17 protein-coding genes and 7 tRNA genes are annotated in these 22,630 nt (G+C 69.4%); 10 read left to right on the top strand and 14 right to left on the bottom strand.

Features of this window, described 5'->3' with window-relative positions:
- Positions 1 to 66 precede the first annotated feature (66 nt).
- On the bottom strand, positions 67 to 2,046 hold the full coding sequence (locus WAF18_RS11160; RefSeq protein ID WP_337245147.1) for a SurA N-terminal domain-containing protein: 1,980 nt from the start codon (positions 2,044 to 2,046) through the stop codon (positions 67 to 69).
- A gap of 247 nt (positions 2,047 to 2,293) precedes the next feature.
- Here WAF18_RS11160 and WAF18_RS11155 point away from each other — a divergent pair, with 247 nt between their 5' ends.
- From WAF18_RS11155 to WAF18_RS11140, 4 genes are all read left to right on the top strand, one after another.
- The gene (locus WAF18_RS11155) at positions 2,294 to 2,572 is read left to right on the top strand and encodes an HU family DNA-binding protein (protein ID WP_047136197.1); all 279 of its coding nucleotides are present in this window, start codon (positions 2,294 to 2,296) and stop codon (positions 2,570 to 2,572) included.
- Positions 2,573 to 2,592: 20 nt separating this feature from the next.
- Positions 2,593 to 2,667, top strand: a tRNA-Val gene (locus WAF18_RS11150).
- A 19-nt stretch (positions 2,668 to 2,686) separates the two neighbouring features.
- Positions 2,687 to 2,763 (top strand) — tRNA-Asp (locus WAF18_RS11145).
- 1,013 nt (positions 2,764 to 3,776) lie between these two features.
- A tRNA-Asp gene (locus WAF18_RS11140) sits at positions 3,777 to 3,853 on the top strand.
- A 90-nt stretch (positions 3,854 to 3,943) separates the two neighbouring features.
- On the opposite strand, the gene WAF18_RS11135 is transcribed toward WAF18_RS11140, so the two are convergent.
- A complete protein-coding gene (locus WAF18_RS11135; RefSeq protein WP_337245146.1) occupies positions 3,944 to 5,515 on the bottom strand; it encodes a serine hydrolase domain-containing protein in 1,572 nt (523 codons plus the stop codon).
- Between the two features lie 3 nt (positions 5,516 to 5,518).
- Positions 5,519 to 8,302: a TonB-dependent receptor gene (locus tag WAF18_RS11130; protein ID WP_337245145.1), complete on the bottom strand. Its 2,784-nt coding sequence runs from the start codon at positions 8,300 to 8,302 to the stop codon at positions 5,519 to 5,521.
- A 234-nt stretch (positions 8,303 to 8,536) separates the two neighbouring features.
- Between WAF18_RS11130 and WAF18_RS11125 the strand changes: the two genes are divergently transcribed.
- From WAF18_RS11125 to arsC, 5 genes are all read left to right on the top strand, one after another.
- On the top strand, positions 8,537 to 9,964 hold the full coding sequence (locus WAF18_RS11125) for an SH3 domain-containing protein (RefSeq protein ID WP_337245144.1): 1,428 nt from the start codon (positions 8,537 to 8,539) through the stop codon (positions 9,962 to 9,964).
- A 23-nt stretch (positions 9,965 to 9,987) separates the two neighbouring features.
- The gene (locus WAF18_RS11120) at positions 9,988 to 11,088 is read left to right on the top strand and encodes a dipeptide epimerase (protein WP_337245143.1); all 1,101 of its coding nucleotides are present in this window, start codon (positions 9,988 to 9,990) and stop codon (positions 11,086 to 11,088) included.
- 54 nt (positions 11,089 to 11,142) lie between these two features.
- Complete coding sequence (locus WAF18_RS11115) at positions 11,143 to 11,622, top strand: GNAT family N-acetyltransferase (protein ID WP_337245142.1); 480 nt, start codon at positions 11,143 to 11,145, stop codon at positions 11,620 to 11,622.
- A 67-nt stretch (positions 11,623 to 11,689) separates the two neighbouring features.
- A complete protein-coding gene (locus tag WAF18_RS11110; protein WP_337245141.1) occupies positions 11,690 to 12,991 on the top strand; it encodes a cation:dicarboxylase symporter family transporter in 1,302 nt (433 codons plus the stop codon).
- On the top strand, positions 12,988 to 13,344 hold the full coding sequence (gene arsC, locus WAF18_RS11105; protein ID WP_337245140.1) for an arsenate reductase (glutaredoxin): 357 nt from the start codon (positions 12,988 to 12,990) through the stop codon (positions 13,342 to 13,344). Before WAF18_RS11110 ends, arsC begins: the two co-directional genes overlap by 4 nt.
- A gap of 36 nt (positions 13,345 to 13,380) precedes the next feature.
- Here the strand turns inward: arsC and WAF18_RS11100 are convergent, their stop codons facing one another.
- The 11 genes from WAF18_RS11100 to WAF18_RS11050 form a co-directional block, all read right to left on the bottom strand.
- Positions 13,381 to 14,361 (bottom strand): GGDEF domain-containing protein, encoded by a 981-nt coding sequence (locus tag WAF18_RS11100; protein WP_337245139.1) that lies wholly within the window; start codon positions 14,359 to 14,361, stop codon positions 13,381 to 13,383.
- Between the two features lie 145 nt (positions 14,362 to 14,506).
- Positions 14,507 to 14,593 (bottom strand) — tRNA-Leu (locus tag WAF18_RS11095).
- Between the two features lie 115 nt (positions 14,594 to 14,708).
- A tRNA-Gly gene (locus WAF18_RS11090) sits at positions 14,709 to 14,784 on the bottom strand.
- Between the two features lie 45 nt (positions 14,785 to 14,829).
- A tRNA-Cys gene (locus tag WAF18_RS11085) sits at positions 14,830 to 14,903 on the bottom strand.
- Positions 14,904 to 14,982: 79 nt separating this feature from the next.
- Positions 14,983 to 15,058: transfer RNA gene (locus WAF18_RS11080), tRNA-Gly, on the bottom strand.
- Between the two features lie 36 nt (positions 15,059 to 15,094).
- On the bottom strand, positions 15,095 to 15,694 hold the full coding sequence (pgsA, locus tag WAF18_RS11075; RefSeq protein WP_183426453.1) for a CDP-diacylglycerol--glycerol-3-phosphate 3-phosphatidyltransferase: 600 nt from the start codon (positions 15,692 to 15,694) through the stop codon (positions 15,095 to 15,097).
- A gap of 16 nt (positions 15,695 to 15,710) precedes the next feature.
- Complete coding sequence (uvrC, locus tag WAF18_RS11070) at positions 15,711 to 17,594, bottom strand: excinuclease ABC subunit UvrC (RefSeq protein ID WP_337245138.1); 1,884 nt, start codon at positions 17,592 to 17,594, stop codon at positions 15,711 to 15,713.
- Positions 17,591 to 19,018 carry a thioredoxin-like domain-containing protein gene (locus WAF18_RS11065; protein ID WP_337245137.1) on the bottom strand — a complete coding sequence of 476 codons (1,428 nt, stop codon included), beginning with the start codon at positions 19,016 to 19,018 and terminating at the stop codon, positions 17,591 to 17,593. The genes uvrC and WAF18_RS11065 overlap by 4 nt, the downstream gene beginning before the upstream one ends.
- Positions 19,019 to 19,086: 68 nt before the next feature.
- On the bottom strand, positions 19,087 to 19,878 hold the full coding sequence (kdsB, locus tag WAF18_RS11060; RefSeq protein ID WP_337245136.1) for a 3-deoxy-manno-octulosonate cytidylyltransferase: 792 nt from the start codon (positions 19,876 to 19,878) through the stop codon (positions 19,087 to 19,089).
- 210 nt (positions 19,879 to 20,088) lie between these two features.
- Entirely contained in the window at positions 20,089 to 20,457 is a 369-nt protein-coding gene (locus WAF18_RS11055) for a hypothetical protein (RefSeq protein WP_337245135.1), read from the bottom strand.
- A complete protein-coding gene (locus tag WAF18_RS11050) occupies positions 20,457 to 20,813 on the bottom strand; it encodes a hypothetical protein (RefSeq protein ID WP_337245134.1) in 357 nt (118 codons plus the stop codon). The genes WAF18_RS11055 and WAF18_RS11050 overlap by 1 nt, the downstream gene beginning before the upstream one ends.
- Positions 20,814 to 20,991: 178 nt before the next feature.
- Here WAF18_RS11050 and WAF18_RS11045 point away from each other — a divergent pair, with 178 nt between their 5' ends.
- Positions 20,992 to 22,623 carry an FMN-binding glutamate synthase family protein gene (locus WAF18_RS11045; RefSeq protein WP_337245133.1) on the top strand — a complete coding sequence of 544 codons (1,632 nt, stop codon included), beginning with the start codon at positions 20,992 to 20,994 and terminating at the stop codon, positions 22,621 to 22,623.
- Positions 22,624 to 22,630 lie beyond the last annotated feature (7 nt).

The raw sequence follows: 22,630 nt of genomic DNA, 5'->3' as shown, positions 1-22,630 counted from the left end.
TGGCCGGGCGTTTGCTCGATCTCGGTGCCCGGACGGCGCATGCGCCGCCGGGTTCGAAGGGTAACGTCAGAGCCGCTCTTCGTTCACCGTGATCTTCATCTGCCGGCGCAGGGCCCGCTGCAGCACATCCGCATCCTCGTTGCCGAGCAATGCGCCGAGCTGCTGCTTGAGCATCGCCTGCTGCTGCGGCGGCGCCTGCGCCGGATCGCCCGGCACCACGCGCTCGACAACGAACACCACTGCGCTGCCGTCGGGCCGCAGCGTGCGGCCGGCTGCCGTCTTGCCCTCGGCCGGCGGCATCGTCTGGAAGTAGGCCGTGTTCGACGCCGGGTCGGGCACCGGCGCGCCGCGCGGGATACCCGGCACCGACTGCGGCTCCAGGCCATGCGCCTGCGCCACCGCCTGCAGGGTCTTGCCGGCCTTCAGCTCGGCGACCATGGCATCGGCCGCCTGTTCGGCCTGCTGGCGCATGCGATCGGCGCGGACTTCTGCGGTCACGCGGTCGCGCACCTCGTCCAGCGTCTGCGCGCGCTCGGGCGTGTGTGCGGTGACGCGGATGAAGACCGTGTGGTTGGGCGCGATCTCGATCGGATCGCTGACCGTGCCGTCCTGGGTCAGCGCCTCGGAGAACGCCGCCTGCTCCACCGCGCGGTTCGCGGCGATGCCGGTGCCGGCACCGCGTGCGAACGGTGCGATCGTGCGCACCTCGAGCTGCCCCGCGGCCGCAGCCTGCTCGAGCGACATCGGGTGGCGGTTGATCTCGTCCACGATCCGGCCGATCTGCTCGTTGTAGGCACGCGCGCCCTCGCCGTCGCGGACTTCGCGCTCCATTTCTTCGCGCACGTCCTCGAACGCGACCGGCTTGCCGGCCTCGATCTCGCGCAGTCGCAGCACATGCCAACCGAAGTCGGTCTTCACCGGCTGGCTGACCGTACCGGCCTGCATGCCGAACAGCGTGTCCTCGAACGGGCCGCTCATCATGCCCTTCTCGACCCAGCCCAGATCGCCGCCCTTGTCGCGCGAGCCCGGATCGTCGGAATGCGCACGCGCCAGCGCGGCGAAGTCGGCGCCCGGCTGGGCTGCCTGCGCGGCAAGATCCGCTGCTTCCTTCTGCGCCGCCTGCTGCGCGGCCGCGTCGGCACCGGCCGGCACTTCGACCAGAATATGCGAGGCCAGACGGCGCTCGGTGGCCGCGAACCGCGACTTGACCTGCTCGAAATGTGCGCGCGCCTCGGCTTCATCGACCTCGCCGGCACCGGCCTGCGGCTGGGCGAGCACTTCGATGTACTCAAGCGCGACCTTTTCCGGTTCTCGGTAACGGTTGGCGTTCTTCTCGAACCATGCTTTTAGATCCGCATCGGCCACCGGCGCCGTATCGACCGCCGGCGGCGGCACGACCACGAACGCGACGTCGCGACGCTCGTCGAGCAGACGCATCATGCGCTCGGCTTCCGACGGGGTGACGAACGCCGACTCGGCGATCGCCTGCGGCACCAGCGCACGCTGCAGGTCGCGACGGATCGACGCCTGGAACTCGGCCGGAGTCCGCGGCGGTTGCCCGGACTGCAGCGTCATCTGGTAGCGCTGCGCATCGAAGCGGCCATCGACCTGGAAGGCAGGAATCGACGCGATGATCTCGCGCACCTGTGCATCGCCGACGACGATGTTGGCGCGCTCGGCGGCCAGGCCCAGCACCGCGCGGTCGATCAACTGCTCGAGCACTTCGCGCTTGCTGTCCAGGGTCTCGAATGCACGCGCATCGAAGTTCTCGCCCTCGTCCTGACGACGCTGCTCGCGGACCGAGTCGAATGCCTGACGGAACTCCTCGGGCGTGACCTCGGTCGAGGTCCACGCCAGCTTGCGCACCAGCCACATGTCGGGCGCCGAGCGCCACCAGGTCGGCGGGGCCTCAACCTTGGCCGCATAGTCGGCATTGTTCTGGAACAGGTAGTGCTCCATCCCGAAGAACGCGAACGGCACCGCCAGCAACGCAACGATGGCGATGGCGATCCAACCACTGGTCTTTTCTCGAAGCGCTTGCAGCATGAGTCGGGGCACGGGATGGGCGAGCCGGGCAGTTTACCCGCAAGCACGGACCCGCGCAGGACCGGGGCCCGACGCGCCCTTGGCGGCCCCGTCGGGCAGCCATTCAGGCCTGCACCCGCAAGGTCGTAATCGACCGGGGGATCGCGTACCATGCGCGTCCGACCGGCGCCGCCCGGCCGGCGGCGCCGTGCATGCCGGCTCAGCGTCCAGACGCTCAACGTCGAATAATTAAAAGAGGAATTCACTGATGGCCCTTAGCAAGAACGATGTCCTGGCTTCCGTCGCCGAGAAGGCCGGCCTGTCCCGCGCCGACGCTGGCCGTGCGGTCGACGCGCTGCTCGACACCATCACCGAAGCGCTGAAGAACGGCGACGCGGTGAACTTCGTCGGCTTCGGTTCGTTCGTCGCCCGTCCGCGCGCCGCGCGCACCGGCCTGAACCCGCAGACCAAGGAAACGATCCAGATCCCCGCCTCGACCGTCCCGGCATTCAAGGCTGGCAAGGCGCTCAAGGATGCGGTAAAGTAAGCGGCTAGGCTGTTCCGCATGGGTGCTTAGCTCAGCGGTAGAGCGTCTCCCTTACAAGGAGAGGGTCGGGGGTTCGAAACCCTCAGCACCCACCAAGCAACAGGTTTCCAATGTGGAGCGGTAGTTCAGCTGGTTAGAATGCTGGCCTGTCACGCCGGAGGTCGCGGGTTCGAGTCCCGTCCGCTCCGCCACTGGTTGAAGAAGAACCCCGCCTTGGCGGGGTTTTTTTTTGTGCGTCCGATGCGTGGTGCAGGCGTGGCGCGACGTTGAACAGGGGCGTCGAATCCGACTTCGCGTGTCCTGCCCCGCCCCCACCCAACCCTCCCCCGCATGCGGGGGAGGGCTTTTGCGGTTTCGATCGGCCCGCGCGAGCACCGGATGGCGCACCACCTCCCCCGCTTGCGGGCGGAGGTCGACGCCAAAGGCGTCGGGTGGGGGCGCGGGCTTTTGGCGCTTCGGCAGGTCGAGACCTGCACGCGCAGGAGATCGCTTTCGACGCGCATGCCGGCACAGCGATCGCACCTCGCCCCACCCAACCCTCCCCCGCATGCGGGGGGAGGGCTTTTGCGGTTTCGATCGGACCGCGCGAGCGTCGGATGGCGCACCACCTCCCCCGCTTGCGGGCAGGTCGACGCCGAAGGCGTCGGGTGGGGGCGTGGGCTTTTGGCGCTGCGGCAGGTCGAGACCTGCACGCGCACGAGATCGCTTTCGACGTGCATGCCGGCACAGCGATCGCACCCCGCCCCCACCCAACCCTCCCCCGCATGCGGGGGAGGGCTTTTGCGGTTTCGACCGGACCGCGCGAGCGTCGGATGGCGCACCACCTCCCCCGCTTGCGGGCGGAGGTCGACGCCAAAGGCGTCGGGTGGGGGCGCGGGCTTTTGGCGCTGCGGCAGGTCGAGACCTACACGCGCACGAGATCGCTTTCGACGCGCATGCCGGCACAGCGATCGCACCACGAGGGCGATCTCGACAACCGGACCGAAGATGCACATGTGCAATGGCGTCGATCGCCGCGCACGCTGCCGAAGCCGGCATCGCAATCCGCCGATCGACAACGCGACACGACGTATCCACCGACATCGATTGCGCGCTGCACATGCGCGTCGATCAGGCAGCACACGCACCGACGAAGACGGCGATGAAAAAAAAGATCGCGCACCCCCTTCCCAAGCGCGCGAATTCGCGTAGAATCTCGCGCCTCGGAGCGGTAGTTCAGCTGGTTAGAATGCTGGCCTGTCACGCCGGAGGTCGCGGGTTCGAGTCCCGTCCGCTCCGCCAGTGTTACGAAAACCCCTGCAGCGATGCAGGGGTTTTTTCGTTCTGGTCCGCGCATGCAGTATCGCCGCCGACAACGATGCCGCGCCTCGCTCAATCGCAGTCGCCGATGCGCACCAGTGCCAGGTCTTCGAAGTCGTAGCTGAAGTCCGCGTCCGGATCGACCTTGGCCATCTGCAGCGAGACCGTACGGTCGTTCGCCGACGTCGGTCGCAGCCAGGCATCGACGTCGACATCGGGCGCGCGCCAGCGCACCTGGAGCCCGCCATCGACCGCGACGACGTCGCCATCGAGCTTCGGCGAACGCATCGAGATCCAGCGCAGGTCGCCGTCGCGCGGACACAGCGCCACATCGCCGAACCACGGATCGCGGTAACGGCCGGCAAGCGAGACCGCAACTGTTGGCGCCACGGCAACCGCATCGTCGGTCTCCGGCTGCGTTGTGTGGTCCAAAGTGCCCCGCTCCGCCTCCAGCCGGCCGGCATAGTCGTCGATGTCGTGCGCGCCGCCGTCGGTGGCGACGAACTGCTTGACCAGCGCTTGGGTCAGCACGGTGCGCGCCTCGTCGGCATCGCCGTTGATCAGCACCACGATACCGACGCGCTGCTCGGGCAGCAGCGCCAGCGAGGACACCATGCCCGACAGCGTACCGGTGTGCGACACCTTCGCGGTGCCGTCGACATCGGTCAGCCGCCAGCCATAACCATAGGCCGAGAAATGGCTGCGGTCCCAGGCACGCATGCGTGCGGTCAGCGGCATCGGCATGTGCGCGGTCCAGGCAGACTCGCGCTGTGCGGCCGACAGCCAGGGCCGGCCCGGCGCACCGACCTCGGGGTCGAGCCAGGCCTGCGCCCAGCGCAGCATGTCATCCAGGCTGCAACGCAGTCCGCCGGCCGCCATCATCGGTTCGTCGGGAATCGTCGCGTCGTCGCCACGCACGACGGCATTGCGGCCCTCCAGGCGGGCATGCGGCTGGGCGACGTTGCCGACCGCATCGCGCTCCCAGGCGCCGGCCTGGCAGCGGGTCATGCCGAGCGGCTCGAAGACCTCGCGGCGCACCAGCACGTCGTACGGGGCGCCGCCGGCCGCGGCCGCGACTTCGCCGGCGACGATATACAGCGTGTTGTCATAGGCATAGCGTGCGCGGAAACTCCAGCGCGGCCGCAGGTGGCGCAATCCCTCGATCACCTGCGCGCGGGTGAAGGCGTTGGGCGACGGCCACAGCATCAGGTCGCCGGCCCCCGGGCCCAGGCCGCTGTTGTGGATCAGCAGGTCGCGGACCTGGATCTCACGCGTGACCCAGTCGTCGTACATACGGAAATCCGGCAGGTACCGCACCACCGGATCGTCCCAGCGCAGCCGCCCGGCATCGACCAGCCGCGCGAGCACAGCACCGGTCATCGCCTTGCTGTTGGAGGCGATCTTGAACAGCGTTTCGGCATCGATGGCCTCGCCCTCGCCCGCACGCAACTCGCCGCGCGTGTGCCGCAGCACGACCTCGCCATCAACTACGACGCCGACCGCGATGCCGGGCAGCGTGTAGCGCTCGGCCGCGGCGTCGACCAGCGCCGCCAGGCGCGCAGGTGGAACGGGGGCAGCGGCGGCTGCGGGCAGGCCGGCGACCAGCCAGCCCGCCAGCGCCCAGCCTAGACGCGCGGCGCGCATGTCTCAGAAGTCGAAGGTGATGTTGGCGAACACCTGTCGACCGATCGCGCTATAGGAACTGGCGAAGTACGGCCAGGCCGTGTGCGAATCGTCGCGCGGCGGCATCTCGTCGAGCAGGTTCAATACGCTCACGCCGAGCGTCACGTTGTCGGTGATCGCATGCGACACATCGGCGTTCCAGATCACATAGGCCGAGGTCCTGCCCGGAATCGCGGTGCCGTTGTAGTTCGGACGACTGCCGTAGCGGTAGCCGTAGAGACTGGCGCTCCAGTCCGCATTCGACCAGGCCGCGCGCCAGTTCGCGCGGCTGCGCTGGCTGTTGTACTCGACCGTGCTGCGCACATCGCGCGGCGCCTCGTCGCCGAACTGCGCGACCTCGAATTCGAGCACATGGGTGTAGCCGGCCTGCAGGTTCAGATCGCCCCAACCGCCAAGATCGAGCCCGTAGCGTAACGACGCATCGAGCCCTTCGGTGCGCATCAACGCAGCATTGATCGGATAGGTCGCAAAGCGGGTGATGCGGCCGTCCGGGTTGAGGTCGGAGACCACGCGCTCCACCGCACCGGCATAGAACTGGCACGACTGCGACCCGGTGTCGACGGCATTGCCGCTGCGGTCCCGGCCGAGCCGACAGTTGGCCTCCTGCTCCAAGTAGTAGCTGTTGGACAGCGCCTGCACCCGGCCCTCGAGTTCGATGCGGTACCAGTCGACACTGAGCGACAGATTCGGCAGTGCGTCCCAGACCACGCCCAAGGTCGTGGACTTGCCCTTCTCCTCTTCGAGCAACGGATTGGAGGACTGGGTCATGTAGGTCTGGTAGTTGTACGCGGCCGTGCACTCGGGCGTTTCGGCGGCGATGCCGTTGAGGCGACACAGGTACTCGTCGTCGACGAAAGGATTGGAGCCGGTCGTGCCGGCGTACACCCAGAGCAGATCGGGGGCGCGGAAGCTTGTTGCGTGCGCGCCGCGCAGCAGCAGCGTCTTGAAGGGACGCCACTCCAGACCTGCCTGCCAGGTGATGGCGTCGTCGACCGAGGTGATGTCGTCGTACTTGTCGTAGCGACCGGCGAGCGTGGCCTCCAAGCGCGAGAAGACCGGCACGCGGAGCTCGAGGCCAGCCGCGTATCGGTTGCGCGGCCCGCCGCCCGGCGTACTGGTCAGATTGTAGACACGGTCCGGACCGGTGTAATCGACGGTGGTGCGCGGGTCGGGCGTGAGCGAATACGACTGCTTCGCCGCTTCGACGACGGCCGCCATCTGCAGTGGGCCGGCCGGCAGATCGAACAGCGGACCACTGAAGACGAACTGCGCCTGGTCGGACTTGGACACGCCGCTGCTGACCACGGTGGTGGTGAGCTGGTCGTACAGCGCGGCCGAGCCCGGCGCGAACAGGCGGTCGGTGTAGAACTCGCGGATCTCGGTGCCATCGGCGGTGTGGCCGAGCACCGGGCCCATGTAATGATCGCGCACCGCGCGGGTCAGGAAGCGGGGGCGCGTGGTGGTGATCTCGAAGCGCGACGAGGTGACACTGGCGTCCCAGTCGAAGCGGCCGTCGCCGAGTGTGCCGCGCAGGCCGGCGTTGATGGACCAGGCGCGCTCGTCGTATTCGATGTACTTGGTGCCGCCGACTTCCTCGGGCAGGAAGATGCGCTGCGCAGTCACCAGGCCACGCGTCGGGTCCTGCACGGTGAACGGCCCTTCGCCGATGTAGTAGTGCGTCTGGCTCGAACTCTTGTCGTTGGAATCGCTGCCGAGCAGTTGTACGTAGCCGGTCAACGTGTCGCTGAAATCAAAGCTGCCCGACAGGTAGCCGGAGGTCTTGCCGTAGGCGTTCTGGATCGAGCGTGCGTTGTAGTAGTCGAGCGCGCCGCAGCGATTGGGCACGGCGACGCTCGATGCCGAATGGAAGGGCACGAAATTCGGGTTGGTCGCCTCGCAGGCCTCCAGCATCGCTGGGTAGGATGGCGACAACGCGCCCGCATCGGTCCTCCATAGATAGTTCTGCCCGGCCCGGAAGTACACACCGCTGATCGATGCCGTCGGACGCTCGGGATTCGTGCGGTACTGCGGATGCGCCAGATAGGTCAGATCGCGCTGCGAGGCGACGATCTCCTCGCGATCCAGCCGCTCAAGCGCATAGGTCAGGCTCCAGCGATCACCGGTCCGCCCGCCGGTCCACTGGAACAGCCCACTATCGCCGCCGCCCCCGGACGTGGTGCCACCGCGCAGGCGGATGGTGTCGCCGCTGAAGTTCTCCTTGGTGATGATATTGACCACACCGGCGACCGCATCGGACCCGTAGATCGCCGACGCGCCGCCGCTCATGACCTCGATGCGCTCGATCGCGGCGGCAGGAATGCTGCCCAGGCTCACTGCGGTGCCGTTGGAGCCGTAGGGCTGCGGATAGTCGGCCAGGCGCTGGCCGTTGAGCAGGATCAGCTGGTAGCCCGGGCCCAGGCCACGCAGGTTCATGAACTGGCCGTTGGGCGCGTTACCGGTCTGATCCGACTCGTTGAGCGTATTGCCGGTGAACTGGGTCAGCGTGCCCAGCGACTCCCAGACCGTGCTGAAGCCCTGCTTCTGGATGTCCTCGGCGGTGATCACCGTGACCGGCGCCGGGCCTTCGATCTCGGTCCGGGCAATACGCGAACCGGTGACCTGCACTTGGTCGAGCGTGTTGACCCGGGTGTCGGTCGATTGCGCCGCGGCCGGCATCGCGATGGCCGCCAGCAACGCAAGGGCGAGCGGACAACGGCTCGAACGGAGGTGTCTGGGCGTTACGGGCATGCGGCATTCCCCTGGCGATGGCGTGGCGGGCGCAGCCGATGCACCGCGCGCGATCCACGCCTCGATGCCGGCCTGCTGCTGTGCGCCCGCTCCCCATGCGGCGCGACACGATGACGTTTTGATTACACCGCGCCCCCAGCCTTGTCAATCGCATCGGCCGGCTTGTCCACTGCGGCAAAACACCTATGCTCCAAGCGTCCCCACGGTCCGTGTGGCCGCTTTGCAGGAGCTTCGATGCAGACGACAACAGCCATGATGCGGACGCACCTGCGTGCCTCGCCCGCACGCCGGCGTGCATGGCGGCAGGTGGCCGGCACGGTGCTGGCATCGCTGCTGGCAGCAAGCGCATCGGCGACGACGCCGGCGATCTCCGGCATGACGCGCGCGCAGCTCGATCCGCAGTACTGGATCGACCGGCTCGACGCACCCGATGCGCGCCTGCTCGACCGCGAGGCGATCGCGGCCCAGAACGCTGCGATGCGGCGCGACGATCCCTCGATCCACGCCGTGCTCGCATTGCCCGACACGCTCGACCGCGCGACGGTCGCCGGTTGGATCGAGGCGGTGTCGACGCGCCCGTCGCAGCCCCGCTACACCCTCGATGGCCACATGCTGGATGCAGCGGCGCTCGACCGCCTGCTCGCCGATGTCGACCTGGCCGCCCTGCCCGCCGCGCCATCGCCCCGCTTCGGACTGGTCGTGCGCCGCGCCGACCTGCGTGCATTCCCGACCCACACGCGGGTGTTCAGCCGCCCCGACGACACCGACATCGACCGCTTTCAGGAAGATGCCCTGTTCCCAGGCACGCCGGTCGCAGTGGTGCACGCGAGCCGCGATGGCGCCTGGTACTTCGTCGTCAGCGAGCGCTACGCGGCCTGGATCGACGCCGCGCAGGTCGCCCTGGGCACGCGCGAGGCGGTCGCCGACTACGTCGCGCGCGCAGCGCGCGGCCCGATCGTCACCGGCGCGACCGCGCGTACCGTCTACACGCCGCAGGCGCCCGAGGTCTCCGAGGTGCAGTTGGAGATGGGCGTTCGCGTGCCCGCGCTCGACTGGCCGGGCGACCGCGTGCTCAATGGCCAGATCCCCTGGTACGGCCGCGTCGTGGAACTGCCGGTGCGCACCGCGACCGGTGGCCTGACGTTCGCACCTGCGATGCTGCCGCAGTCAGCCGATGTCGCCGACGACGCGCTCGCGTACACACGCGCGCAGGTGATCCGACAGGCGTTCAAGTTCCTCGGCGAGCGCTACGGTTGGGGGCACTCGTACAACGCGCGCGACTGCAGCGGCTTCGTCTCGGAGATCTACCGCAGCATGGGCGTCCTGCTGCCGCGCAACACCAGTGCGCAGGCCACGAGCCCGGCGCTGGACCGGGTCGCGTTCGCGCCGACGATGTCGCGCGAGGCGCGCCTGCGCCTGCTGCGGAAGACCGATGTCGGCGACCTGGTGTTCATCCCGGGCCACGTGATGATGGTGATCGGCCACGTCGACGGCGATCCTTACGTGATCCACGACACCGCCGGCACTTCGCTGCGCGGCGCCGACGGTCAGCTCGCGCGACTGGCGCTCAATGGCGTGGTGGTGACCCCACTGCTGCCCCTGCTGGGCGGCGACGGCGCGCCGACCATCGAGCGCATCACAAGCCTCCAGCGCGTGCGCTGACCGCCCTGCCCGGACCTGCCGCCATGAAGATCACCGACATTCGCCTGCACATGCTGCGCGTGCCGCTCAGGACGCCGTTCAAGACCGCGCTGCGCACGGTCGAACGGGTCGAGGACGTCGTCGTCACGATCCACACCGATACCGGTCACGTCGGCCACGGCGAGGCGGCCGCGACCGCGGTGATCACCGGCGACACCCACGGCGCGATCGTCGCGGCGATCGCGCAGGTCATCGCGCCGCGGCTGGTCGGCCAGGAGATCGGCGACCTCAACCGCCTCGTGCGCCTGGTGCAGACCGCGCTGGTCCGCAACACCAGCGCCAAGGCCGCGGTCGAGATCGCGCTCTACGACCTGTTCGCACAGCTGCACGGTGCGCCGCTGTACCGCATCCTCGGCGGCGGCGGTGAGCCGGTCCTCGCCACCGACCTCACGATCAGCGTCGGCGATGTCGACACGATGGTCGCCGACGCCCAGGCCGCGCTCGCGCGCGGTTTCCGCGCGCTGAAGGTCAAGGTCGGCCAGGACACCGCGCTGGACCTCGAGCGCATCCGCGCGGTCCACGCCGCGGTCGACGGTCGCGCCACGCTGCGGCTCGATGCCAACCAGGGCTGGTCGCCCAAGCAGGCCGTGCAGACGATGCGCCGGCTCGAGGACGCCGGCATCCAGCCCGAACTGCTCGAGCAGCCGGTGCCGGCGCACGACCTGCAGGGCCTGAAATTCGTCACCGACCGCGTCGCGGTCCCGGTCATGGCCGATGAAAGCGTGTTCGGCCCGGCCGAGCTGATCGAGCTGATCCGGATGCGCGCGGCCGACATCGTCAACATCAAGCTGATGAAGACCGGCGGGCTGTCGAACGCGATCCGGCTGGCCGACATCGCCGCTCTGCATGGCATCGATTGCATGATCGGCTGCATGCTCGAGAGCAGCATCAGTGTCGCCGCGGCGGTGCACCTGGCGGTCGCCAAGGCCGACGCGATCACCAAGGTCGATCTCGATGGCCCGTCGCTGTGCGCCTACGACCCGGTCGAGGGCGGTGTCCATTTCGACGGCCCGACCATCACCCTCGGCGATGCGCCGGGCCTGGGCATCGTGTCGATCCGCGATCTCGTCCCGCTTCCCGCCTGAGCCCCGTTCGCCTCCGGGCGACAATGGGCGCCCTGTCGTTTCTGGAGGTATCCGATGCTGCGTCCTGTCGATCCGGCGCTCCATGCGCGCGATGCGACCGCCGCCGATCGCGCGCATGTGCTGACGATGATGCGTGCGTTCTATGCGGAGGACCGCCTGGTGTTCGATCCGGTCCGCGTCGGCGCCGGGCTCGATGCCCTGCTGGCCGACCCCATGCACGGCGTGGTGCTGCTGCTCGGCAACGGCGGCGACGATGGCTATCTGGTGCTCACCCGGGGCTTCAGCCTCGAACAGGGCGGCGCGTTCGCGCTGCTCGACGAGCTCTATGTCGCGCCGCAGGCGCGCGGCCGCGGCCTGGGCGCGCAGGCGCTGGCACTGGCGACCGAACGCAGCCGCGCCTGGGGCGTGGCGATGCTGCGGCTGGAGGTGCACCACCACAACCCGCGCGCCAAGGCGCTGTACCTGCGGGCGGGTTTCGTCGACGGCCATCGGGACATGCTGACGCTGCCGCTGGACGCCCCCGCAGCGCGATGACCGACCGGCATCGCACATGGCCGTCGGCATGGCATGCTCGCCGGGCCCGCCCCTGCCGACCCGACCGATGACGCCCAGCCCGTCCGCGCCCGCCCGCTTCCGTCTGTCGATGCCCGCGCGCGTGCTGCTCGCGCTGCTGGCCGGTGCCGTCATCGGACTGGCGCTGGCCGCCTGGGACCCCCAGATCGCGGTACGCACCGCCGACATCGCCCAGCCGATCGGCACGCTATGGCTGCATGCGCTGCAGATGACGGTGGTGCCACTGGTCGCAGCGCTCGTGGTCGTGGGGGTCAACGCCGCGTCCGATGCCGCCGCGTCCGGGCGCACCGCGCGCCTGGCGATGGGTACCTTCGTCGTGATGCTGGCGCTGTCGGCGACGTTCGCCGCACTCGCCGCGCCGGCACTGCTGTCGCTGGTGCCGCGCGACGAGTCCCAGGCTGCGCTGTTCCGCGCTGCGATCGGCGCGCCCGACGTGCTGCCGCAGGCACCCGCGTTCGGTCTGTGGATCACCAGCCTGATCCCCAGCAACGCGATCGCCGCCGCGGCCGCCAGTGCGATGCTGCCGCTGGTGGTGTTCTCGATGTTCTTCGGTTTCGCGCTGACCCGTCTGGAGGCCGCGCGCCGCGAACGCATGCTCGAGCTGGTGCGCACGATCGCCGATGCGATGATCGTGGTCGTGCGCTGGGTGCTGGTCGCGGCGCCCTTGGGCGTGTTCGCGCTGGTACTGTCGGTCTGCGCGCATGTCGGCCTGGGCGTGTTCGCCGCACTGGGCACCTATATCGCGCTGCAGTGCGTGCTGTATGTGGCGATCACGCTACTGATGTACGTCATCGCGGTCGTCGTCGCCGGCGAGCGGCCGGCGCGCTTTGCCGCGGCGTTGTTACCGGTGCAGGCAATCGCGGCGAGCACCCAGTCGTCGCTGGCCGCGCTGCCGGTGATGGTCGACAGCGCGCGCAGCCGCCTGGGCTATCCACTGGCGGTGACTTCACTGGTGTTGCCGATGGCGGTCTCGTTGTTCCGCATCGCCAGCCCGGTGCAGTATTTGAGCGTGGTGAGCTTCATCGCCTGGATCTACGGCATCGAGCTGGGCGCCGGCCAGTTGGCGATCGCGGTCGCGCTCGCCATCGTGATCAGCATGGGCTCGGTGGGCCTGCCCGGGCAGGTCAGCTTCATGACCAACAACCTGCCGGTCACCCAGGCCGTCGGCCTACCGGTGGAGCCACTCGGCGTGCTGCTGGCCGTCGACACCCTGCCCGACGCCTTCGCGACCGTCACCAACACCACCGCCGACGTGACCGCGACCGGTGTGGTCGCACGGCGCAGCGGCGCGCATCCCCCTTCTTCCGATAGCGAACCTCCCGCGACATGAGTGATCCCTTTGTCCTCTATCACAACCCCCGCTGCTCGAAATCGCGCGCCGCGCTCGAGCTGCTGCAGGCACGCGGCATCGCGCCGCAGGTGGTGCACTATCTGGAGACCCCACCCGATGCCGCTGCGCTGCGCGAGTTGCTGCAGCGCCTGGACCTCGCCCCGCGGGCACTGCTGCGCACGGGCGAGGCGGTCTATGCCGACCTGGGCCTGGCCGACCCGGCGCTCGACGACGCGGCAATCATCGCGGCCATGGCGGCCCATCCGAAGCTGATCGAGCGCCCGATCCTGGTGCACGGCGACCGCGCGGTCATCGGCCGACCGACCGAACGCCTGCTCGACCTGTTGCCCTGACCCCACAGCGTTGGCGGCCCACCAAGCGAGGCTGTGTCAGTCCAGCGCCTGGGCGATGTGCGTGCGGTTGCGGCCTGCGCGCTTGGCGAGGTAGAGCGCGGTGTCGGCCCGCCCGAACCAGTCCTGCCAGTCGTGCTCGGTGGCCAGCATGGCGCCGCCGATCGACACTGTGATCGGGCCGGCGGGACTGCGCAGGCGCCGTTCGACCTCCCCCCGCACGCGCTCGGCCGCGGCCTTCAGCGCCGCATCGTCGTCCGCGGGCAGCACGAGCACGAACTCCTCGCCACCGAAGCGGTAAACCGCGTCGTCCTCGCGCAGCGTGTCGCGCAGGATCGCACCCAGCTCGACCAGCACCGCATCGCCGACCGCATGACCGAAGGTGTCGTTGACCGCCTTGAAGCGGTCGAGGTCCAGCACCAGCAGGCCGATCCCGGGCTGCCGGCGATCGTCGACCAGACTACGCAGATGCGCTTCCATCGCGCCGCGGTTGGGCAGTCGGGTCAGCGGGTCGAGCATCGCCCGACGCTCCAGCGAATCGCTGTAGTCGCGCAGGCGGCGCGAGAAGGCGAACGAGAACGCGTACACCAGCGACCAGGTGATCGCGGTCGCCAACTCGCCGAGGCTGGCATCGGGCACGATCAGCAGCGCGGTCGCGACCACGATCAGCGCACCGCCGCACCACGCGGCGATGTCGGTGCGCGCGATGTAGAAGTTGGTCATCAGCACCACGTAGACCCAGCCACCGGCGGCATTGCCGATCAGCACGCAGGCCGCGACGCAGAAGCCGGAGTTGAGCACCGCCATCAGCCCGCCGGCCGCGTCGGTCCGGCCGGTGCGCCAAGCGCGCCCCACGACCACGGCAATCGCCAGGATCACGAGCGCGTCGAACGCGGCCAGCGTCCATTCCCCGCACAGGCTGCGCCAGAGCATGAAGCCCGACAGCGTCAGCAGCGTCGTGAGCCCGAGCAGGGACACGATCGCGAGCTGGAAATCGTCGCGGACTCTGGAGGCGGCCATACCTTGCATCGCATCCGCGGTCGCGATGCGCCTCGATCCCCTATGAGCGTCACCGAAGAATCTAGGGTCCGCCGGGTGAAGGCGACATGACACGATGCACAGGCGCGCCGCGTGTTCACGCGGCAGTCGCCTACGCTGCCTGCGATGGTGCCCGGAGCCGGAATCGAACCGGCACGGCCTTGCGGCCAACGGATTTTAAGTCCGGTGCGTCTACCAGTTTCGCCATCCGGGCGGCGGCGCCAAGCGTGCCTGAGCGCCCCGGGAATTGAAACCCAAGCGTGGCCGACCGGCATGACCGCGTGTCGCACATACGAAAAACCCCGCTTGCGCGGGGTCTTTCTTCGAACTGGAGCGGGAAACGAGACTCGAACTCGCGACCCCGACCTTGGCAAGGTCGTGCTCTACCAACTGAGCTATTCCCGCATGACTTCAATTGTACCCTGCCTGCGACCCGAGTGGTGCGCCGGCTGGAGGCCTGGGTCGGAATCGAACCGGCGTACACGGATTTGCAATCCGCTGCATAACCACTCTGCCACCAGGCCGGTGACCCGTCGTCGGGATCCGCAGACCCTGCCGACAAAACGAAACCCCGCGTGCCACCCGGGGTTTCGCGTTTGAAACTGGAGCGGGAAACGAGACTCGAACTCGCGACCCCGACCTTGGCAAGGTCGTGCTCTACCAACTGAGCTATTCCCGCTTGGGAGGCGAAATTCTACCGTTCGCCGGCGGGGTGTCAATACTTGCTGCGTTCGGCCGCGCGCATGATCGGCCAGGCCGCGCGCAGATACGCCAGTCCCGACCACAGCGTGAGCAGCGCGGCGAGCGCCAGCAGCCAGTCGCCGATGACGAAGATCTCGCGCCCCAGCCACGGCAGCGGCGGCGCGGGCCGCTCGGGCGAGACCGAGTACAGCAGGCACAGCAGCGCGACCATCTGCGCGATCGTCTTGATCTTGCCGATCGCCGCAACCTTGACCGTCGCGCGCTGCCCAAGCTCGGCCATCCACTCGCGCAGCGCCGAGACCGCGATCTCGCGCCCCACGATCACCGCCGCCCAGATCGCCATCCACGGCGAAGGATGTCCCTGCACGATCAGAAACAGCGCCACGGCGACCATCAGCTTGTCGGCGACCGGATCGAGGAACGCGCCGAACGCCGAGGACAGGCCGTAGCGACGCGCGATCCAGCCGTCGAGCCAGTCGGTGACCGCGGCCAGCCCGAACACGAACGCGGCGGCGAAGTTGGTCCATTTGAACGGCAGGTAGAACACCAGCACCAGCACCGGGATCATCAGGATCCGCAGCAGAGTGAGCCAGGTGGGAATCGTCAATTTCATCGCAAACTCGTGGCAATCAGTCCTGGCCGGCGCCGGACGTGCCGGCATCGAGCCCGTGTAGGGTCGCATAGATGCGCTGTGCGAGTGCTGCATTGACGCCCTCGACCTGCGCGATCTGCTCCGCGCCGGCTGCCTTCAGACCGCCGAGTCCGCCGAAATGCTTGAGCAGGCTCGCGCGGCGGCGCGGGCCGATGCCGGGAATGTCTTCCAGCCGGCTGGTGTTGCGCGCCTTCTGGCGCCGGCCGCGATGGCCGGTGATCGCGAAGCGGTGCGCCTCGTCGCGCACCTGCTGCACCAGTTGCAGCCCGGGCGAGGCAGCGCCGGGCTTGAGTTCGCGCGCCGGCTGCCCGTCGGTGGCGGGCAGCAGCAAGGTCTCGTCGCCCGGCTTGCGCGCCTCGCCCTTGGCCACGCCCACCAGACAGATGCCGGTGATGCCGTAGCCGTCGAGCACCGCGCGCGCCTGCGCCACCTGGCCAGCACCGCCATCGATCAGCAGTACGTCGGGCATCACCCCGCCCTCCTCGGCCACCTTGCGGAAGCGCCGGGTGAGCGCCTGGTGCATCGCCGCGTAATCGTCGCCCGGCTCGATGCCGGCGATGTTGTAGCGCCGGTACTGGCTGCGCACCGGTCCCTGCGCGTCGAACACCACGCACGAGGCCACGGTGGCCTCGCCCATCGTATGGCTGATGTCGAAGCACTCGATCCGCTGCGCTGGCTCGGCCAGGCCCAGCATGTCGCGCAGCGACTCGGCGCGCGCCTGTTGCGCGGCCTGGCTGCCGAGTTCGCTGGCCAATGCGATCTCGGCATTGCGCCGTGCCAGGTCGACGTAGCGCGCGCGATCGCCGCGCACGTTGCACTTGAGCTGCACCCGGCGCCCGGCCGCCTCGCTGAAGGCCTGTTCGAGCAGCGCGACGTCCTCGATCGTGCGATCGAGCACGATCTCGCGCGGCGGCACCTGTTCGGCGTAGTGCTGGGACACGAACGCGGCGAGCACCTCGACCGGGTCCTCGCTGCCGTTGGTGCGGGGGTGAAACGCACGCGTGCCGAGGTTGCGGCCGTCGCGGAACGACAGCAGCAGTACGCAGGCATGGGTGCCGCGCATCGCGCAGGCGAGCACATCGAGTTCGGCGACCTTGCCGTCGACGTACTGGCGCGCCTGCATGCCGCGCATGTTGCCCAGCAGGTCGCGCAAGCGCGCGGCCTCCTCGAAATCCAGGCGTTCGGCCGCCGCTTCCATGTCGCGCGTGACCTCGTCGGTCAGCGCATCGCTGCGACCTTCGAGGAACATCGACGCGCGCCGGACCGCGTCGGCGTACTCGCGCTCGGACACCAGCCCGACGCACGGCGCGGTGCAGCGACCGATCTGATGCTGCAGACAGGGTCGCGAGCGGTTGCGGAACACGCTGTCCTCGCAGTTGCGCAGCTTGAACAGCTTCTGCATCAGGTTCAGCGTTTCGCGCACCGCGGTCACGCCCGGGTACGGCCCGAAGTAGCGTCCGGGCACGTTGCGCGGGCCGCGATGGACGGCGATCCGCGGCCAGGTGTCGCGGGTGACCAGCACGTAGGGATAACTCTTGTCGTCGCGCAGCGAGACGTTGTAGCGCGGCTTGAGCGACTTGATCAGCTGGTTTTCCAGCAACAGCGCCTCGGCCTCGGTGCGGGTGACGGTGACTTCCATGCGCGCGATCTGCGCGATCATCGCCATCGTCCGCGTCGCCTTGGGCGTGGCGTTGAAATAGCTTGCCACGCGCTTGCGCAGATCCGCCGCCTTGCCGACGTAGAGCACCGCATCGTCGGCCGCGATCATGCGATAGACGCCCGGCGCGGTGCTCAGGCCTGCGACGAATGCCTTGCCATCGAATGTCGGCCGCGCGCCGCGCGCTTTCGTCGTACCGGTCATTCGCCCACCGGAACGTGGCGCAGCGCACCGATGGTCGGGTCCAGCCGCAGTACGGCATGGGCATCGGTATCGGCGATCCACACCTGCCCGTTCGCGACGGCCAGGGCCGCAGGCCCATGCAAGCGCTGGGGCAGCGCGACTGTCGACAGCGCGCCCCCGCCCAGACGCAACTGGCGCAAGGTGTCGTTGCCGCTGTCGGCGATCCACAGCACCGGCGACTCGGGATTGAGCGCCAGCGCCTGGGGTGCTTGCAACTGCGCGTCGTCGCGCGCGCCGTCGAGGGCGCCGAACTGCCACGGCCCGCCTCCGACCAGCGTGGCGACGCGCCCGGTGGGCAGGTGGACGCTGCGGATCGCCGAGCCCGCGGCATCGCAGACGTAGAGCGTGTGCTGCACGCAGGCCAGCGCCACCGGTTCGGCGAATGCCGCCGCCTCGCCCACGCCGTCGCGGATGCCCAGTGCACCGCTGCCGCACAGCGGCGCGATCCGGGCCTGGCCCAGGTCCAGTTGCCAGATCCGGTTATCGCCCGCGGTCGCGACGTACAGGCGGTCGCCCGACAGCACGACGGCGCGTGGCTGGTCGAGCACGACCGCGCGCGGGTCGGCCAACGATCCCGCCATGGTGTCGCCGGGTCGGCCGGCACCGCAGACCGTGAACACATCGCCGCTGCGCAGGTCGATCCGGCGCACCGCATGGTTGCCGGTATCGGCGACATAGAGCGCGCCACCGGCCAGGCACAGGCCGTGCGGCCGGGTCAGTGCGGCCAGTTCCATCGGGCCGTCGATGAAGCCGGCGCTGCCGCTGCCGAACTGGCGCAGGAGGCGCCCGCGGGCATCGCATTCGAGCACGCGGTGATGCCCGCAATCGGCGACATAGAGCAGATCGCCCGAGACTGCCAGTCCGGCCGGGAACCGCAGCGGCAGCGCGGAATCGCTGTCGCGGCGCAGGCGGATCGGATCGCCGGCAAGTGCTTGCGGCGTCAGCGCCTCGACCAGCATGCCGATCCGCGCATCGAGATCGCGGATGCCGTTCTCGCCGACGATGCGCTCGCGCACCTGCCCGTCGCCATCGATCAGCAGCACCGTCGGCCAGGCATCGAGCCCGAAGTGCTGCCAGGCGGTCCAGTCGCCGTCGTGCGCGACCGGGAAGTCGTACTGCTGCAGGTCGACGCGGTGCGCGCTGCGCTTGGCGTCGCGTTCGGCGTCGAAACGCGGCACGTGGACGACGACCACCTGCAGGCGGTCGCGATGACGCGCGCGCAGGTGGCCCAGATCGGCCAGCCGCTGCTGGCACCAGGCCGACCCGAGGTTGACGAACGCCAGCGCACAGACCCGCCCGCGCAGCTGCGCCATGCGCAGCGGATCGCGCAGGTTCAGCCACGCCAGGTCGGCGGGAAACTCGGGCGCTGCAACGGCGTCGTTCATGCCGCGATTATGCGGGATCCCGCCCCGCCGCCCTGTCGAGAGCGCCGGTGGCACAGCAGCGCGGTCGCTCAGGTGCCGCCCGCACGACCGTCATCGGTAGCCGACAACCGGGCCTGGGCACGCGCCAGATCCTCAGGGGTATCGACGCCGGGCGGGAACGGCGCGGGGGTCGGGCCGACGGCAACCCGGAGCCCGGCTTCGAGCACGCGCAGTTGCTCGAGCATCTCGACCTGTTCCAGGTGCCCGGGCGCCATCGCGGCGAACCGGCGCAGGAAGCCTGCGCGATAGCCGTAGATCCCGATATGCCGCCACCACTGGCCAGGCGGCATCGTCGTCCGGTCGCGAGCAAACGCATCGCGCGGCCATGGCACCGGCGCCCGGCTGAAGTAGAGCGCGTTGCCGCCCGCGCCGAGCACGACCTTGACCGCGTTCGGGTCGAGCAGCGTCTCGACATCGTCGATCGGCGCGGCCAGCGTGGCCAAGCCGACCTCCGGCTGCGCCGCGAGCGCGGCGACCGCACGGATACCGGCAGCCGGCGCGAAGGGCTCATCGCCCTGCAGGTTCACGACCACCCGCTCGTCCGCCCAGCCCGCGAGCGCGGCGCATTCGGCCAGCCGGTCGGTGCCCGACGGGTGCGCGGGCGAGGTCATCGCCACACGGACCGGGGTCCCGGCCAGCGCGTCGCGGACCCGGACATCGTCGGTGGCCACCCAAACTTCGGTCGCGCCGGCCTCCAGCGCACGCTGCGCTACGTGCAGCACCAGCGGGGCATCGCCCAGCAGTTGCAGGGGCTTGCCGGGCAGGCGGGTCGAGGCATAGCGGGCCGGAATGGCGACGATGAAATCAGCGGGGACGTCCATGGCGCGATTCTCGCATGGCGACCGGGACGCAACGCCGGGGCGGCGACGGAATCAGGTACACGCGATCGGCGTTGCCTCGCGTCGCGTCCGGATGCTGGCGCCACATCCGCAACCGGGCGTCGCTTGCGGACGGTGCGAGGGCACGCAATGCCCACGGTGCTGCCGGTGATCCGCACGCCCAGGACTGCACAGGCGAGTACCGCGTTACGCTCAGGACCGTATGCCGGCCGCCTGTACGCCCGAGCGACGCTCGTTGCGCGCCGCGCCCGCCGCCGAATCGACCCGCATCTGCGTCCACAACGCCCGTCCGGCGGACGCGCGTCGGCCATCGGCCGCGCGGATCCTGGCATTGCGCACCGCCCGACGCATGGTCGCCATCCGCCGACGCCAGCGCAGCAGCCCGGCAACGACCAGCAACACGGCCAACGCGCCTGAGACCACCAGCGCCCAGGGGGCGAGTGCGGCGAGGCCACCGATGATCGACCCCTGGGTGCGGGCCAGCGCGAATGCAAACACCGCACCCGCCAGTACCACATAGGCCGGCAATACCAGGACCCGCCAGACGGCACGTGCAGGCATCAGTGCGTCTCCTCGTCGGATGGGCGCGGCATCGGCGACACGGCCGCAGGGCCGGCCTCCGGGCACCGCGTGCGGTGCTCATCGCCGGCCGTCCAGGCGGCGATCTCGGCGGCGTGCATCGTCGGCGACAGCACGACCGCCGGGCACGGGTACTGGTCGCCGGACCGCCAATGCGTGGCAGCCTGGGGCCGCACCTGCTCCCAGCTCGCACCGCGCGATGCCGATTCCCAGACCTGCCGCATCAGCGGCTCGACCTCGTGCCAGTCCGCATCGGGATGTCCGGCCCGGGTCGCACGCGCCAGTTCGGCGAGGATGACCTGGTGCTGGGCGGTGGGAACGGAAGCGGCGCGGCGCATAGCTCGAAGGCGGTCGAAAAGCGTGGGCTCAGCCTAGGCAGCCAAGCGCCAATCCGCCGTGAAGCCATCACCCAGTCGGCGAACCGTTCAGATCCGGGGTGGCCGGCCGGTCGCCCCCTCTCCTACCATGGCCGTCCGCATCGGGACCGGCGCCGGCCGGGCCGCACGAAGGAGTCCGATGGTTCGTTACCTGGCATATGGCATTTCGGTCCTCATGGCGGTCGTCGCCTTGGTCTGCGCATGGACCCTGCACTCGGGCGGCTGGGCGGTCACAGCAGCGGTGTTCCTTGCGCTGGCCTGCCTGGGCACGCTGGACCTGCTGCAGCGCCGGGCGACGTTGCGTCGGCTCTATCCGCTGACCGCGCATTTCCGCTACGGCCTGGAGTCCTTCCGGCCCGAGATCCGCCAGTACTTCATCGAAGACGACCAGGACGAGGTGCCGTTCTCGCGCCAGCAGCGTGCGCTGGTCTACCAGCGCGCGAAGAACGTCAGCGACGTGGTGCCGTTCGGCAGCGAGTTGCCGATGTACGGCACGCAATACGAATGGATCAACCACTCGTTGGTACCCGCGCACGCCCAGTCGCACGACTTCCGCATCCCGGTCGGCGAGGAAAGCGCGCAGCCCTACGCCGCCAGCGTGTTCAACATCTCGGCGATGAGCTTCGGTTCGCTGTCGGCCAATGCGATCCGCGCGTTGAATCTGGGCGCGCAGCGCGGCGGCTTCTATCACGACACCGGCGAAGGTGCGATCTCGCCCTACCACCGCGAACACGGCGGCGATCTGGTGTGGGAAATCGCTTCGGGCTACTTCGGCTGCCGCGACGAGCAGGGCCGCTTCAACGAGGACCGCTTCGCCCGGCACGCGGCCGAGGCGCAGGTCAAGATGATCGAGATCAAGCTCTCGCAAGGCGCCAAGCCGGGCCACGGCGGGCTGCTGCCCGGGGCCAAGGTCACGCCCGAGATCGCCCAGACCCGCGGCATCCCGGTCGGGATCGATTGCGAATCGCCGGCGGCGCATTCGACGTTCTCCACGCCGCTGGGACTGCTGGAGTTCGTCGCGCGGCTGCGGACGTTGTCGGACGGCAAGCCGGTCGGCTTCAAGCTGGCGATCGGCCATCCCTGGGAATGGTTCGGCATCGCCAAGGCGATGCTCGAGAGCGGCATCCTGCCCGACTTCATCGTCGTCGACGGCGCCGAGGGCGGCACCGGCGCGGCGCCGTCGGAGTTCATCAACCACGTCGGCCTGCCGCTGCAGGAAGCGCTGATGCTGGTGCACAACACCCTGGTGGGCATCGGGTTGCGCGAGCGCATCCGGGTTGCCGCGGCGGGCAAGATCACCAGCGGCTTCGACATCGCCCGGCAACTGGCGATGGGCGCGGACTGGTGCAATGCCGGCCGCGGTTTCATGTTCGCGCTCGGTTGTATCCAGTCGCGCAGCTGCCACAACGATCGCTGCCCGACCGGCGTGGCGACCCAGGACCCGCGCCGTTGGCGCCTGCTCGATGTGCCCGACAAGGCCGAGCGTGTGTTCCATTTCCATCAGAACACCCTGCGCGGGCTGCGCGACATGCTCGGCGCCGCCGGACTCGAGCATCCGATGCAGATCGGGCCGGAACACATCCTGCGCCGGGTCTCGCCGACCGAGGTCCGCTCGCTCGCCGCGCTCTACCGGTTCCTGGAACCCGGCGAACTGCTGACCGGCGTGCCCGAGCATGCGGTGTTCCGGACGTTCTGGCCGGTGGCGTGCGCCGACAGTTTCGCGCCGCCCGAGCGGGCACGTGCGATGGCGGCGGTCAAGCGCGCGTCCTGAGCAGCGC

This window comes from Luteimonas sp. gir (assembly GCF_037198055.1).
Classification (GTDB): domain Bacteria; phylum Pseudomonadota; class Gammaproteobacteria; order Xanthomonadales; family Xanthomonadaceae; genus Luteimonas; species Luteimonas citri_A.
This window is presented reverse-complemented; position numbering and strand designations above follow the sequence as displayed.